This window comes from Nitrosospira sp. Nsp1 (genome assembly GCF_900100985.1).
Lineage (GTDB): Bacteria > Pseudomonadota > Gammaproteobacteria > Burkholderiales > Nitrosomonadaceae > Nitrosospira.
Genome location: NZ_FMUF01000030.1, coordinates 20589 through 35099, shown reverse-complemented (window position 1 = coordinate 35099; position 14511 = coordinate 20589). Strand labels below are relative to the sequence as shown.

The following is a 14511-nucleotide window of genomic DNA, read 5'->3' as shown; positions in this document are numbered from 1 at the left end:
ACCCAGAATATCGCTACCAGCAGCATGGTGATGAGCCCGAATTTGTACCACCTCGAGTCATACCACTCCGACATGTCGTAGTCCCGGCCGCTTGCCTTGGCGTGACCCGACGTTCCTAGTGTTGTTGCCATGTTGTTTCCTCCTGTTGCCTTGTTTCGTTGATCAAGTGCTGCGCGCTCTACCGGCTTGTCCTGCCCCTTCCGTTCCTGAACTTACCTCTGTTCCTGAACTACTCTACGCCGGTGGAAGCTTCGATAATTTGTTGCTGCGCAATTCAAATTAATTACTACTTGTACTATCTAATACGGTCTAACTGGTACTTTACATACCCACAACCCGGCAAAGACTATCCTCGAAAATAGCCTAAGTCAAGCAGTTTGGGGAACAATGAGCGCTCCCCCTCTTTAAAAACCTTGAAAAGCCCCCATGTAGCGCGAGGAAAATTTTTTCAATGTTCTTTTTAAAACCCTGGGCTTGGAAACAATGCAAGGTTTAAATTCCAAATCACCACCGAGATAATATCCCGTCCAATTGCTCAAGGCTGTCGTAATGAATCACCACGCTTCCCTTACCGTTTTTTCGGGAATTGATGACGACTTGCGCGCCGAGTTTCAAAGAGATATTTTCCTGCAAGCGCAACAAATCGCGGTCGCGTTTAGGGTGTTTTTTTTCTACCGGATGCTCTATCCGGTGCACCAGCCTTTCGGTCTCGCGTACCGAAAGCTGTTTATGCACCACCAGATTCGCGGTTTCTATCTGCTTCGACGCGGGAAGCGAGAGCAGCGCGCGGCTGTGCCCCATGTCGATCTTTCCCTGCATCAGCAATTCCTGCACGGCGGGCGGCAGATTAAGTAATCGGAGGAGGTTGGAAACGGCGCTGCGCGAACTGCCCAAAGCCTGGCTGGCAGCCTGGTGAGTCATTCCGAATTCTCTTATAAGCCTTTGAATTCCCATAGCTTCTTCTAGCGGATTCAAGTTCTCGCGCTGAATGTTCTCGATCAGCGACATGGCCAGTGCTGCCTCATCCGGTACTTCACGGATGAGCGCAGGCACTTCAGCGAGCCCCGCCAGTTGTGCTGCGCGCCAGCGCCGCTCGCCGGCTATGATTTCGTAGCTTCCCGGCGAAACAGGCCGCACCAGGATCGGCTGCATTACCCCCTGGGCCTTGATGGATTCCGCCAGCTCCGCCAAAGATACTTTATCCATGTGGGTGCGCGGCTGATACTTGCCCGGTTGCAGCAGTGAAGTTTTCAGGTTCTGCAGCGATTCCTCTGCCCTGCGGCCATCGCTGTCACCTGCCAACAACGCATCCAATCCCCTCCCCAACCCCTTCAATTTCATCTGCTTTTTCCCTTCCTGGTCTTTATCCCGTTACGCTTCGAGCTTCCGTTCGTGATCCTGTTGGACCGGCGCGACGGATGAGTATCTGTTCAGCATTTCCCCCGCCAGCGCCAGATAGGCCTGGGTGCCTTTGGATAATTTGTCGTGATATAACGCCGGTATACCGAAGCTCGGCGCTTCGGCCAGCCGTACGTTACGTGGGATTACAGTGCGGTAAACCTTGTCCCCGAAGTGCTGCTGCAGTTGGTCGGATACCTGTTGCGCCAGTATATTGCGGGGATCGAACATGGTACGCAGCAATCCTTCGATCTCGAGCACCGGGTTGAGATTTGCCCGTACCTTTTTTACGGTATTGACAAGATCGCTCAACCCCTCCAGGGCGTAATACTCGCATTGCATCGGGATCATCACCGCATGCGCTGCGCATAAACCGTTGAGTGTCAGCAGGTTAAGTGCGGGCGGGCAATCGATGAGAATGAAATCGTATTCCTTTTCCACCTCTTGCAGCGCCGCCTTCAATCGTGTTTCCCGCTGGGGCAGATCCACCATTTCTATTTCAGCACCGGCCAAGTCACGGTTGGCGGGGACGAGGTCATACTTGCCGCTGGTAGAGGTTACACGTACATCCGTAATACTTCGGCTACCCAACAATACCTGATATACCGTATGCCGCAAGACACGTTTGTCCACACCACTTCCCATCGTGGCATTACCCTGGGGATCGAGATCGATCAATAAGACACGGCGTCCGGCGGCTTCGAGACTCGCCGCCAGATTAACACTCGTGGTGGTTTTTCCTACCCCGCCTTTCTGATTGGTTATTGCCAGAATTTTCGCCATCTTGTCCTCTCCGAACCGGGCATCTCCGGCTAACCCGGCTGTCAAATCGCGGGCCATCCGCTAAAACCACCGTGGTCGCCAAACCGTCACCCGCTATGCCTGCTTGATCCAGACAAGATGTCGCTCCGCCTCAAGGCCAGGGACTGTAACCGGTAATATTTTTTCGACCATGAACTGTGCTGGGAGCTGTGCCAGTTCTTCGTGAGGATACACTCCTTTCATCGCCACAAGCTTGCCGCCAACATTTCCTGGCGCACACAAATGCCCCGCCAGGCTGGCAAAATCAGTCAGATCGGAAAAAGCACGGGAAATTACGATATCAAACCCATCCGCCGGTCGAAAATTTTCGACGCGCTCAGCCATCACCTCGATATTTTTTAAATTCAGCTCGATTCGCGCCTGTTGCAGAAATGCGGCTTTCTTGTGATTGATTTCAACCAGGGTCACATGCCACTCGGGCCGCGCCAAAGCCAGGGGAATCCCCGGCAAGCCAGCGCCACTGCCGACGTCGGCAATACGCGATCCGGTGACGTGCGGTAAAATCGCAAGGCTATCGAGCAAATGACGAACCAGCATTGCTTCCGGCTCACGCACCGCGGTCAGGTTATGCACCTGGTTCCACTTCCGGATCAGCGCGAGGTATTGCAGCAAGCGCGTTTGGGTTTCGCGCGAGAGCGTCAATCCCAGGGCTTCGATTCCGCCAGCGAGTTGCGCCGTGAGACTCATGCGCTCTTCTTTTTTTTCTGGCCGGAAAACCCACGTTTTACGTGTACCAGCAATAATGAAATTGCCGCTGGCGTTATGCCGGAAATCCTGGCTGCCTGTCCTGCTGTTTCCGGCTTGAATTGATTCAGTTTTTGCTGCACTTCGCCGGAGAGGCCGCGCACGGTGGTGTAATCAAGATCGAGCGGCAGGCGGATGTCCTCATAGCCGGCATTACGCGCCACTTCATCCTTCTGACGTTCAATGTAGCCGTGATATTTCGCCTGGATTTCAACCTGTTCCGCAACCACAGGGTCAGCGACACACTCCCCTGCACCGGGCAGCGTCATCAGAGCGGCATAGGATACGTCCGGGCGCCGCAACAATTCGTATAGCGAATAATCATGCTCAATGGTCTTGCCCAGCACTCGCAACGCGTCCGCTTCGGGTAGCGCATTCAAACTGGTATTCGGATTGAGCCATGTCGCTTTTAATCTGCCTTGCTCTCGAACAATCGCTTCGCGTTTGGCTTCGAATGAAACCCAGCGTACATCATCGACCACCCCGAGCTCCCGGCCCATCCCGGTCAAACGCAAATCAGCGTTGTCTTCCCGAAGTTGCAGGCGATATTCGGCACGGCTGGTAAACATGCGGTAGGGTTCGGTAACGCCTCGGGTGACAAGATCGTCCACCAAAACACCCAGGTAAGCTTCGTCGCGGCGCGGGCACCACGCTTCCCGGTCTTGTGTCTTGCGTGCCGCGTTAATCCCTGCCAACAGTCCCTGGGCCGCAGCCTCTTCATAACCCGTCGTCCCATTGATCTGCCCGGCAAAAAACAGACCTTCGATTGCTTTTGTTTCAAGCGAACTTTTTAATGCCCGCGGGTCGAAAAAGTCGTATTCGATAGCGTAGCCGGGACGGGTAATATGTGCGTTTTCAAGCCCCTTGATGGACTGCACCAACTTGACCTGCATGTCGAATGGCAGACTGGTCGAGATTCCGTTGGGGTATACCTCATGAGTGCCGAGACCTTCGGGTTCCAGAAAGATCTGGTGCGATTCCTTCGCTGAAAATCGCACGACCTTGTCCTCGATGGAAGGACAATATCGTGGCCCTGTTCCCTCGATTACGCCGGTAAACAGTGGGGATCGATCCAGACCGCCCCGAATGATGTCATGCGTATGCCTATTGGTATGCGTCATCCAGCAGGGCAACTGCCGTGGGTGCCGGGCGGCGTCACCCATAAAGGAGAAGACCGGCACAGGACTGTCGCCCGGCTGCTCGATAACCGCCGAGTAATCGATGCTACGGCCGTCTATGCGCGGCGGGGTACCGGTTTTCAATCGACCCACAGGCAGTTTCATCTCTCTCAGGCGGGCGGCCAGGCTGATGGAGGGTGGGTCACCGGCCCGGCCAGCCTGGAAATTGGCTGAACCGACATGTGCAAGCCCCCCAAGAAACGTTCCTGCCGTCAGGACCACCGCTCGGGCGGTAAACCTGATTCCCAATTGGGTTACGACGCCAGTGACGCACTCCCCCTCGAGGGTGAGATCGTCCACTCCCTGCTGGAACAGCCACAGGTTAGGCTGATTCTCGAGACGACGCCGGATTGCCTGGCGATAGAGCATCCTGTCCGCCTGGACACGCGTTGCCCGTACAGCCGGTCCCTTGCTCGAATTGAGTATGCGAAACTGGATGCCGGCTTCATCGGCGGCGGCAGCCATTGCCCCGCCAAGCGCATCAACCTCTTTTACCAGGTGCCCCTTGCCGATACCTCCAATGGAGGGGTTACAGGACATCTGCCCCAGGGTTTCGATATTGTGCGATAACAGGAGCGTTTTTTTGCCCATGCGTGCAGCCGCGAGGGCTGCCTCGGTACCGGCATGTCCACCGCCAATGACTATTACATCGAAATTTTCAGAGCAGTTCACTACGCTACCGTCGCATTCGCTAAAGAGGTGGCATTCTACGGTAAAACGGGGGGCTATGTAAGGCGGGGTCCTTCGGAGTGGCAAAACACGATTATCCACGCGCATGTTTCACGTGAAACATTTTTCCTGAAATTCCCGAGAGCCGATAAGTGGCTTGAAGCTGGATTGGCTGGGAGGCGCTTACTTGCCAATACAGAATCGCGAAAATATCTCCCCCAGCAAATCGTCGGCTCTGAACTCGCCGGTGATGGCCGATAACGCTTGCTGAGCAAGCCGTAACTCTTCGGCGAGCAGCTCGGGTTGAAACGCTCCCCTGTCCAGTTCAGCCGCGTTTTCCAGGTATTCGCGAGCGGTCGTCAGCGCCTGTAGATGGCGCTGACGCGCCATGAATACACCCTCACCCATCGAGCGTGGCTGCCAGCCGGCCATTTCCAGCAGCCTCTGGCGAAGCGTTTCGATCCCAGCGCCTGTTATCGCAGAAACGTAAATCTCCGATCCGCCTTCTCCCACTTCCGCAAGGGAGCGCTCGTCCAGCAGATCGATCTTGTTATACACGTATATTGCCGGCAATCCCGCAGGAAGGCTGTCGAGTATCGCCTGATCCGCCGGGGTGATACCCCACCGGCTATCCATTACGAGCAGCACGAAATTCGCTTTTTCGAGGGTAGAGCGCGTGCGGGCAATGCCCATTTTTTCGACGGCGTCGTCCGTTTCCCGCAGCCCGGCGGTATCCAGCAAATGTAGCGGAACACCTTCAATTTCAATGGTCCGGCGAATCGTGTCACGCGTAGTGCCCGGTATCTCCGTGACAATGGCCGCCTCTTCCCCCGCCAGCAGGTTCAGCAGGCTTGATTTTCCGACGTTAGGCTGTCCAATCAGAACGATCCATATCCCTTCACGTAGTATGCTGCCCTGCCGCGCTGATGCAAGCACATGCTCCAGATGCGCCTGGACGCCCCTCAGCCTGTGGCTGACATCAACATGATGGGCATGATCTATTTCTTCCTCGGAAAAATCCAGCGATGCTTCAACCGATATACGGAGATCAATGAGCGCTTGCACAACGATATGCACGGCATTGGAAAACTCCCCTTGCAGAGAGCGCATGGCACAGCGTGCGGCTTCGCCCGTACTGGCGTCTATGATGTCCGCGACGCTTTCAGCCTGAGCGAGATCCAGCTTATTGTTAAGATAGGCGCGAAGGGTGAATTCTCCGGGCTGCGCCATTCGGGCACCCGCCGAGAGACAACTGGATAATAGTAGATTCATTACCGCCGGGCCACCGTGACCCTGCAGTTCGAGAACGTCTTCGCCGGTATAGGAATGAGGAGCAGGGAAAAAAAGAGCGATTCCTTGATCGATGACCTGTCCATCTTCATCGAAAAATTTGCTCAGGCTGGCATAGCGCGGTTCAGGCACATAGCCGATAACCTTCAGCACCAAGGATTTTATGCCATTGCCGGAAACACGCACTACACCGATGCCGCCTCGTCCGGGCGGTGTAGCAACCGCGGCAATAGTGTCAGCATTTTCCATCAGGTAATGGGCCGAAGTGAGTCAGCCAACCAGTGGCCCCTCACCTCACCCGAATATTTCCAGCAGAGTCCGCTCGATTTCGAATAGAAAGCGCTCGGCGATATCAGCCGTTCTGCTTTTTTTGTTTTCCCGCGGCGGTAGCGGCGGCGGAACCCTCGATCATGCGCGTGATTTGCCATTGCTGGAGGATAGAAAGCACGTTATTGACCAATGAATATAGCACCAGTCCAGCAGGAAAGAAGAAGAAGAAGACACTGAAAGCGAAAGGCATGATCTGCATCACTTTCGCCTGGATCGGATCCGCGGACGGCGGGCTTAGCTTTGATTGTACGAACATCGAAATACCCATGAGTATGGGCAGTACATAATAAGGGTCGGGAGAGGACATATCTTCTATCCACAATGCGAAGGGCGCGTAACGCAACTCCACGCTCGCCAGCAATACCCAGTACAACGAGATAAACACCGGGATCTGAACCAGGATGGGAAAACAGCCTCCCATCGGATTGATTTTTTCTGCCTTGTAAAAATCCATCATCGCCTGATGCATGCGCTGACGATCGTTCCCGTGCTGTTCACGCAAACGCTGCAGCTTGGGCGTAACCAGCCGCATCTTTGCCATCGACCGATAGCCCGCCGCCGATAACGGGAAAAACACCAGCTTGACCGACATGGTCAGAAGGATAATGGCGATGCCCCAATTTCCCGTCCATGAATGATAGAACGACAACAACCAGAACAGCGGTGCGCCGATCACTGTCAGCCAGCCATAGTCCACCGTAAGGTCAAGCCCGGGAGCAACCGCCGCGAGCTTGCTTTGTTCCTCGGGGCCCGCGTAGAGCGGCACCGTAACGGTAGCCGTAGCGCCAGGCTCGATCATACCTACCGGCACAATGACACCGGCCGTATACTCGTTGTCGCCCAAAGGCTTCGCGTAATACTCGCGGGGGGTTTTGTCCTTCGGTAGCCAGGCGGTGAGAAAATAGTGCTCCAGCATGGCAATCCAGCCATTGTCAGCCGTTTTAGGATAGGTTGCCTTGCCTTTATCCAAAGCCGAAAATTCGATTTTCTTGAACTTATCCTGCTCCGTGTAAAGCGCGGCGCCCGTATAAGTGGGAATCATGAATACCGAACCCACTGGAGGCTGGCTGTCGCGCAACATCTGGAAATAAGAGAAGGGCTGGATCGCGGCAGTTCCCTGATTGGTAACCTCGAAACTGACATCGATGAGATAAGTTCCGCGATGGAATGTGTATATCTTGACTACGCGCACACCATCGGCTTCAGGGGCCAGGAGACGTATCTCGATTTTATCCGCTCCAGCCGCCAGCTCATAGGTACCCTGGTCCGCCGTATAATTTGTCTTGTGGCTGGGCAGGCCTTCTCCAATCAGCCCCGACTGGGCCACATAAACGTGCTCGTCTTGACTTTGCAACAGCGCGAAGGATTTGTGCTTATCTGCGGTATCAGGGTATTGGAGTAACTCGAGGCGTCGTAAATCGCCTCCTGCAGTATCGATTTCCGCAACGACCATATCGGTCTTGACGACAATTTTTTCGCCTATTCCCAGTTTGCCAGTGACCTTGACAGGGACAGCGTTTTCAACGGCGGCTCCATCCTTGCCCGGCTGTGCCGAGACAAGTTTATCTCCAGGTATGGGGGTCTCGTTCTGGCCGTTTTTATCAGCCTGATTTGCCCCGCGTTGGGTTGCAGAGGCAGAGGCAGATGCGGCTGAGGGTGGCGGAAGTTGTTCCTTTTGCCACGCCTCCCACAGAAACAGCATTGACGTGGCAAAAATCAGGAAGAGTACTAGTTTTTGTGTATCCATCTTGCTTCGCGATTTTATATTTTACGATATGGATAATCGAGGCATGAATTATTCAAACCCTGATAAGCCCTATGTGATAAGTCCTACGGGACGGGGTCATGTCCGCCACGGGCCCAGGGATTGCAGCGCATTATTCGCCAGACACTCAGAAATATTCCGCGAAGCACCCCATGCTTGGTGAGCGCCTCGCATGCATAGTTTGAGCAGGATGGACTGAACCGGCACGAGGGTCCAAAAAACGGGCTCAGGCAATATTGGTAGATCTTGATAAAACCGATGATTATCCGCGACATCGCTGCAGTTGAATCATGAGCTTTTCCGCTTCCCCCGCTATCCGTGATGAATTGTCGTGGCTAACTCTACATCGTAAACGCACCACGAGATCAAGGCCGGCCAGATCTTGCTGCCGCGCTCGAAACGCCTCGCGCAATACGCGTTTGACCCTGTTTCGATTTACAGCCAACCGCTCGATTTTACCAGCGATGATCAACCCCAGTCTCGGGTGCAATAAGCCATTGGGCTTAGCGAAAACTTGAAGAAATTCGCTGCGTGCTGAACACTTGCACCGGATAACTGAGGAAAATTCTTCTGCTTTATGCAACCGCTTATTTTTTTGAAAGCGAATAATACAATCCCTCAATTTTGAATCTGGCGCCAGCAGCTAAACTGCCAGGCGGACTCGTCCCTTGGCGCGGCGAGCTCTGATAACAGCCGCACCCCCCGTGGTTTTCATGCGAACTCGAAAACCATGGGTTCGTTTCCTCCGTGTCACGGACGGTTGATAAGTGCGTTTCATGATGTCCCCTGAGCCTGATAATCAATAAAACTCGGCATTACAACTCTTTACGTACATTGGTGTCAACCAATATTTTTTCCTCACCCTGTGGATAAGTCGGGAGGAACGGTCTAAAATGCACTCCTCACCTGCGCTTTCGCTTTAGACTCCCGATTTCCGCTTCTTCCCCAATCAGTAATGACAATCATGCCTGCAATGGATACCTTTTGGCTTTCCTGTCTTGAACATTTTGAGAAAGAGCTGAGTGCCCAGCAATTCAATACCTGGATCAAGCCGTTGCGCCTGGAGGTATCGCATAATACTCACGAGTCAACCGCAGTCGTCATCGCTCCCAACCGCTTCGTCATGCAATGGGTCAAGGACAATTTCTTGTCCCGCATCGAACAAATGGCGGGACTGCATTTTCCTCAAGCTATTCGTTTTCAATTGAAGCTTGCTGACCCGATTTCGGTAAAAACAACTGTTCGGGCTGCTGAAAATACCGATGCGGTGTTACCGTCTGCAACGCAATCTTCAAATTCTGCCGCGTTTGGCGTACCTGTGGTGTCGGTGCAAAAATTTGCCATGGACGCAAGAGAAAAACGTGAAAAAAATCCGAGCCGTCTGAATCCATCATTCACCTTCAATAATTTCGTTACCGGCAAAGCAAATCAACTGGCGCGCGCGGGTGCCATTCAGGTTGCAGAACGTCCAGGCACCGCTTACAACCCATTTTTTATCTACGGTGGCGTCGGGCTGGGAAAAACGCACCTGATCCAGGCAATCGGTAATTTTGTACTGGAACATAACAGCACGGCCAAGGTCAGGTACATTCATTCTGAACAGTATGTTTCCGATGTAGTAAGGGCTTACCAACATAAAGCCTTTGATGATTTCAAACGATACTATCATTCCCTTGATGTACTGCTAATAGACGACATCCAGTTTTTCGGTGGCAAGAACCGTACGCAAGAAGAATTTTTCTATGCGTTCAATGCACTGATCGAAGCACATAGACAGGTAATCATCACCTGCGACTCTTACCCAAAAGAAATTTCGGGTATGGAAGAACGATTGATTTCCCGTTTTGGGTGGGGCTTGACCGTGGCAGTGGAGCCGCCGGAACTGGAGATGCGTGTCGCCATTCTGCTAAAAAAAGCGTTGATGGAAAATATCGTTCTGGATGAAAACGTCGCTTTTTTCATAGCCAAGCATATTCGTTCCAATGTGCGTGAACTCGAAGGCGCACTGAAACGAGTGCTGGCCTACTCCCGTTTTACCGGCCATTCGTTATCGCTGGACTTGGCGAGAGAAGCATTGAAAGATCTGCTAGCGGTACAGAATCGTCAAATTTCCATTGAAAATATACAGAAGACGGTTGCGGACTACTATAAAATCAAAGTGGCTGAAATGTATTCAAAAAAACGTTCACGCATCGTTGCGAGACCACGACAAATGGCCATGGCCATGGCCAAGGAACTGACCCCGCTGAGCCTGCCTGATATAGGTGAAGCCTTTGGTGGCAGGGATCACACCACCGTACTGCACGGATATCGGAAAATTGCCGAATTACGCGCATCGGACCCGGCGATCAATCGAGACTTTAATGCGTTGCTGCACATTCTGCGCGGTTGATAACAGCGAGGACAGCAAGAGGATGATTTGGGGATAACTCGTTTTTTTTTCGAGGCGGCAATTCTATCCACAAACCACCCACAGACCATACCGGCTTGATACCGGAAAAAAATAAAGGGTAACCGGCTGATGCAACACCATTTTTTTTATTAATACCGGACTTACCCCGCTTTTATTAACTATTATTTAGGTTTTTAATACAATGAAACTAATAGAAACAGATCGGGATACTTTGCTTAAACCGTTGCAAACGGTTACTGGTATTGTCGAGCGTCGCCATACGTTGCCGATACTTTCCAACGTGCTGATAGAACGAAAGCAGGAGAAAATTTCGTTTATTGCGACTGATCTGGAAATTCAGATAACCACCTCCGTCGAAGACGCTAATCCGGCAGGTGAAGAACGCTCGGTTACGGTACCGGCGAAAAAACTCCAGGATATATTGCGAGCCCTTCCGGATAAGGTTCAAGTAACGCTGGAAACCGGTGAAAACAGGCTTCATGCGAAAGCGGGAAAAAGCCGTTTTAATTTACAAACCCTGCCCGTCGAGGATTTCCCTAAGTTTCCCGAAAGTACGGAACCCCAGGCAAAAATAACAATTCAGCAGAAAGAGCTGAAACATATCCTGTCCATGGTTCAATATGCGATGGCGCAGCAGGACATCCGTTATTATTTGAACGGCCTCCTTTTACTGATGGAGGAAAATTATCTGAAGGTTGTCGCTACGGATGGTCACCGCCTGGCATTTGCCTTGATGTTGCTGCCAGCGCCTCAGGAAAAAAAAGAAATCATCCTGCCGCGCAAAGTGGTGCTGGAGCTTTCCAGGTTGTTGAATGAGGTTGATGAGCCTGTCACAGTGGAATTCCTGCAAAATCAGGTCCGCTTCACCTTTTCAAATGTGATACTGGTATCCAAAGTTGTGGATGGCAAATTTCCCGATTACAACCGTGTCATCCCGGAAGGCTACGAGAAACAGTTTGATATAAATCGGCTGCTGCTCCTGCAGACGCTGCAGCGTGCATCGATTTTATCCAATGAAAAATTTCGCGGCGTCCGTCTGATATTGACATCGGGTAATCTTCGTATTGTGTGTAATAACAGTGAGCAGGAAGAAGCGCAGGAAGAGCTGGAGCTTCAGTATGAAGGCGAAGCGCTGGATATAGGCTTCAATATCACCTACCTTCTCGATGTATTGAACCACCTGAATTGCGAGACGGTACGATGCGCATTCGGCGACGCCAACAGTAGTGCGCTTATTTCCATCCCCGGCAACAATGATTTCAAGTATGTCGTGATGCCGATGCGGATATAGACAACAGAGCAACCCCGTCAATTGCGCCGACCCGCTATTTAAAACCAGTTTTGCGGAGGTATTCTTGCCGGACAGGTGGAATGGAAGCCGGTCCACGTTTCACGTGAAACTGAAGACAACTGAAGGAACAGGATAATGAACGACAAAAACCGCACTCGACAGCAAAAAAATGAAAGTTCGACCGCTTATGGTTCGGACAGCATCAAAATCCTGAAAGGGCTTGATGCCGTGCGCAAGCGGCCGGGCATGTACATAGGCGATACGAGTGACGGCACCGGCTTGCATCATATGGTATTCGAAGTGCTGGATAACGCCATTGATGAAGCGCTAGCGGGTCATTGTGACGAAATCTCCGTGATCATTCATCCCGATAATTCGCTGACCGTACAGGACAATGGCCGGGGTATTCCTACCGGTATCAAGCACGATGACGAATTGAAACGCTCAGCCGCCGAAATTGTCATGACTGAACTGCATGCCGGCGGCAAGTTCGACGACAATTCGTATAAAGTATCAGGAGGGCTGCATGGCGTTGGCGTTTCCGTGGTCAATGCCTTATCGGAATGGTTGCGCCTCACTATCCGCCGAAACGGGCAGGTTCATCAGATCGAGTTTCGCATGGGTGTTCCCGTGGGGCCGCTGGTTGTCACCGGCAAGACCGAACGCCGCGGTACGGAAGTACACTTCCTGGCAAGCAAGGAAATCTTCGGTGATATTGAATATCACTATGATATATTTGCAAAGCGTCTGCGCGAACTTTCCTTCCTCAACAACGGCGTTAAAATTCATCTGGTTGATCAGCGCAACGCCAAGGAAGAAATTTTCGCTTTCGTTGGAGGCGTAAGAAGCTTCGTCGAATATGTCAACCGCACCAAGTCGGTTCTTCATCCGAATATTTTCTATGCTTCAGGTGAAAAAGACAACATCATGGTTGAAGTCTCGATGCAGTGGAACGATAGCTATTCCGAACAGGTGTTATGCTTTACCAATAATATTCCCCAAAAGGATGGGGGCACCCACCTCACCGGGTTGCGCGCTGCCATGACGCGCACGCTCAACAACTATATCGAAAAAAACGAGGTGGCAAAAAAAGCCAAAATTGAAACTTCCGGCGACGATATGCGCGAGGGTCTATCCTGTGTTTTGTCCGTGAAATTATTCGAGCCTAAATTTTCCTCGCAAACCAAGGAAAAACTCGTCTCCTCGGAAGTCCGACCCGCGGTGGAGGAAATCGTATCGCAAAAATTGGCGGAGTTCCTTTTGGAGCAACCGCTGGATGCCAAGACGATCTGCGGTAAAATCATCGATGCGGCGCGAGCACGCGAAGCAGCGAGAAAGGCGCGTGAATTGACTCGGCGTAAAGGCGTACTGGATGGCATGGGGTTGCCCGGAAAGCTTGCCGACTGCCAGGAAAAAAATCCCGCGCTCTCTGAGCTGTATCTGGTCGAAGGGGATTCCGCAGGCGGCTCGGCGAAGCAGGGGCGCGACCGAAAATTTCAGGCGATCCTGCCGTTGAAAGGAAAAATCCTGAATGTCGAAAGAGCCCGTTTCGACAAATTGATTTCGTCGCAGGAAATCGCATCTCTCATTACCGCGCTTGGCACCGGAATCGGCAAGGACGAATACAATCCCGACAAATTGCGTTACCACCGCATCATTATCATGACCGATGCGGACGTGGATGGGTCGCACATCCGCACCTTGCTGCTTACTTTTTTCTACCGGCAAATGCCGGAATTGATCGAGCGTGGCCATATATTCATTGCCCAGCCGCCTTTGTACAAGATCAAGCACGGCAAGCAGGAACGCTACGTCAAGGACGACCACGAACTCAAGCAATACCTGTTGGGTCTGGCGCTAGACGGAGCCGAATTGCATAACCAGGAAGATCAGCCGCCTCTCATCGGAGAGACGCTGGAAAAGATCGCCAATGAATACCTGCTGGCCGAAGCCGTGATCGAGCGCATGAGCCGCCTTATCGACAGCGAAGTAATGCATGCGTTGTTCCTGCATCCTGATATCGACTTAAGCAGCGAGCACCTCGCCGCTGAAAGCGCAGCCAGGCTCGCAGCGCATGTTTCCAGGGTAAAAATTACACCGGAATACGATGCAGCCACCGAAGAGTTTCGGTTGGAAATTTCCCGCATGCATCACGGCAATGTTCGCACCACCTACCTTGATCAGGAATTTCTGCAGAGCGGTGACTATGCTCAAATCAAGCAAACCGCTGAAGCGCTCGATGGATTGATGGGGCCAACGGCCTACGTCAGACGCGGTGAACAAAAACGAGCGGTAAATAATTTCAAACAAGCGCTTGACTGGCTGCTGCAGGAGGTAAAAAAGGGCATTGGCACCCAGCGCTACAAGGGCTTGGGTGAAATGAACCCGGCACAGCTATGGGAAACCACCATGGATCCCGCAAGTCGCCGATTGTTGCGTGCCCAGATCGAGGATAGCATCGCTGCCGACGAAATTTTCACCACCTTGATGGGTGACGTGGTCGAGCCGCGGCGTGCATTCATCGAAAACAATGCATTGGGAGTAAGAAATCTCGACGTATAGTCGTAATAACGATGGAAAATTCGGCAAGATAATTATCTATCCATTTTTT

Annotated in this window: 12 protein-coding genes; 3 read left to right on the top strand and 9 right to left on the bottom strand. The window is 52.3% G+C overall.

What is annotated here, in order from left to right; translation table 11 throughout:
* Nucleotides 1–504 precede the first annotated feature (504 nt).
* The 9 genes from BLP78_RS14120 to rpmH all read right to left on the bottom strand — a co-directional run bounded on the left by BLP78_RS14120 (nucleotide 505) and on the right by rpmH (nucleotide 8974).
* Nucleotides 505–1341, bottom strand: a complete 837-nt coding sequence (locus BLP78_RS14120; RefSeq protein WP_090460232.1) for a ParB/RepB/Spo0J family partition protein — start codon at nucleotides 1339–1341, stop codon at nucleotides 505–507.
* A 30-nt stretch (nucleotides 1342–1371) separates the two neighbouring features.
* Complete coding sequence (locus BLP78_RS14115; protein WP_090460243.1) at nucleotides 1372–2181, bottom strand: ParA family protein; 810 nt, start codon at nucleotides 2179–2181, stop codon at nucleotides 1372–1374.
* 93 nt (nucleotides 2182–2274) lie between these two features.
* A complete protein-coding gene (rsmG, locus tag BLP78_RS14110) occupies nucleotides 2275–2907 on the bottom strand; it encodes a 16S rRNA (guanine(527)-N(7))-methyltransferase RsmG (RefSeq protein ID WP_090460230.1) in 633 nt (210 codons plus the stop codon).
* Nucleotides 2904–4814 (bottom strand): tRNA uridine-5-carboxymethylaminomethyl(34) synthesis enzyme MnmG, encoded by a 1911-nt coding sequence (gene mnmG / locus BLP78_RS14105; RefSeq protein ID WP_090460241.1) that lies wholly within the window; start codon nucleotides 4812–4814, stop codon nucleotides 2904–2906. The genes rsmG and mnmG overlap by 4 nt, the downstream gene beginning before the upstream one ends.
* A gap of 180 nt (nucleotides 4815–4994) precedes the next feature.
* Nucleotides 4995–6350, bottom strand: a complete 1356-nt coding sequence (mnmE, locus tag BLP78_RS14100; protein WP_090460228.1) for a tRNA uridine-5-carboxymethylaminomethyl(34) synthesis GTPase MnmE — start codon at nucleotides 6348–6350, stop codon at nucleotides 4995–4997.
* A gap of 103 nt (nucleotides 6351–6453) precedes the next feature.
* The gene (gene yidC / locus BLP78_RS14095) at nucleotides 6454–8178 is read right to left on the bottom strand and encodes a membrane protein insertase YidC (protein ID WP_090460227.1); all 1725 of its coding nucleotides are present in this window, start codon (nucleotides 8176–8178) and stop codon (nucleotides 6454–6456) included.
* Nucleotides 8179–8261: 83 nt separating this feature from the next.
* Entirely contained in the window at nucleotides 8262–8471 is a 210-nt protein-coding gene (yidD, locus tag BLP78_RS14090; RefSeq protein WP_082204619.1) for a membrane protein insertion efficiency factor YidD, read from the bottom strand.
* Nucleotides 8459–8818: a ribonuclease P protein component gene (rnpA, locus tag BLP78_RS14085; protein WP_256330299.1), complete on the bottom strand. Its 360-nt coding sequence runs from the start codon at nucleotides 8816–8818 to the stop codon at nucleotides 8459–8461. The genes yidD and rnpA overlap by 13 nt, the downstream gene beginning before the upstream one ends.
* Before the next feature lie 21 nt (nucleotides 8819–8839).
* The gene (gene rpmH, locus BLP78_RS14080; RefSeq protein WP_090460225.1) at nucleotides 8840–8974 is read right to left on the bottom strand and encodes a 50S ribosomal protein L34; all 135 of its coding nucleotides are present in this window, start codon (nucleotides 8972–8974) and stop codon (nucleotides 8840–8842) included.
* 195 nt (nucleotides 8975–9169) lie between these two features.
* On the opposite strand from rpmH, the gene dnaA reads away from it, so the two are divergent.
* The 3 genes from dnaA (at nucleotide 9170) to gyrB (ending at nucleotide 14462) form a co-directional block, all read left to right on the top strand.
* Nucleotides 9170–10588, top strand: coding sequence for a chromosomal replication initiator protein DnaA (gene dnaA / locus BLP78_RS14075; protein ID WP_371128892.1), 1419 nt, complete (start codon nucleotides 9170–9172; stop codon nucleotides 10586–10588).
* A 202-nt stretch (nucleotides 10589–10790) separates the two neighbouring features.
* On the top strand, nucleotides 10791–11900 hold the full coding sequence (gene dnaN, locus BLP78_RS14070; RefSeq protein ID WP_090460223.1) for a DNA polymerase III subunit beta: 1110 nt from the start codon (nucleotides 10791–10793) through the stop codon (nucleotides 11898–11900).
* A 135-nt stretch (nucleotides 11901–12035) separates the two neighbouring features.
* On the top strand, nucleotides 12036–14462 hold the full coding sequence (gyrB, locus tag BLP78_RS14065; RefSeq protein ID WP_090460221.1) for a DNA topoisomerase (ATP-hydrolyzing) subunit B: 2427 nt from the start codon (nucleotides 12036–12038) through the stop codon (nucleotides 14460–14462).
* Nucleotides 14463–14511 lie beyond the last annotated feature (49 nt).

What these genes read in the sequence shown, in the direction of transcription:
- BLP78_RS14120 (WP_090460232.1), bottom strand. Translation starts at nt 1,341, where the DNA reads ATGAAATTGAAGGGGTTGGGGAGGGGATTGGATGCGTTGTTGGCAGGT.
- BLP78_RS14115 (WP_090460243.1), bottom strand. Translation starts at nt 2,181, where the DNA reads ATGGCGAAAATTCTGGCAATAACCAATCAGAAAGGCGGGGTAGGAAAA.
- rsmG (WP_090460230.1), bottom strand. Translation starts at nt 2,907, where the DNA reads ATGAGTCTCACGGCGCAACTCGCTGGCGGAATCGAAGCCCTGGGATTG.
- mnmE (WP_090460228.1), bottom strand. Translation starts at nt 6,350, where the DNA reads ATGGAAAATGCTGACACTATTGCCGCGGTTGCTACACCGCCCGGACGA.
- yidC (WP_090460227.1), bottom strand. Translation starts at nt 8,178, where the DNA reads ATGGATACACAAAAACTAGTACTCTTCCTGATTTTTGCCACGTCAATG.
- yidD (WP_082204619.1), bottom strand. Translation starts at nt 8,471, where the DNA reads ATGTCGCGGATAATCATCGGTTTTATCAAGATCTACCAATATTGCCTG.
- rpmH (WP_090460225.1), bottom strand. Translation starts at nt 8,974, where the DNA reads ATGAAACGCACTTATCAACCGTCCGTGACACGGAGGAAACGAACCCAT.
- dnaA (WP_371128892.1), top strand. Translation starts at nt 9,170, where the DNA reads ATGGATACCTTTTGGCTTTCCTGTCTTGAACATTTTGAGAAAGAGCTG.
- dnaN (WP_090460223.1), top strand. Translation starts at nt 10,791, where the DNA reads ATGAAACTAATAGAAACAGATCGGGATACTTTGCTTAAACCGTTGCAA.
- gyrB (WP_090460221.1), top strand. Translation starts at nt 12,036, where the DNA reads ATGAACGACAAAAACCGCACTCGACAGCAAAAAAATGAAAGTTCGACC.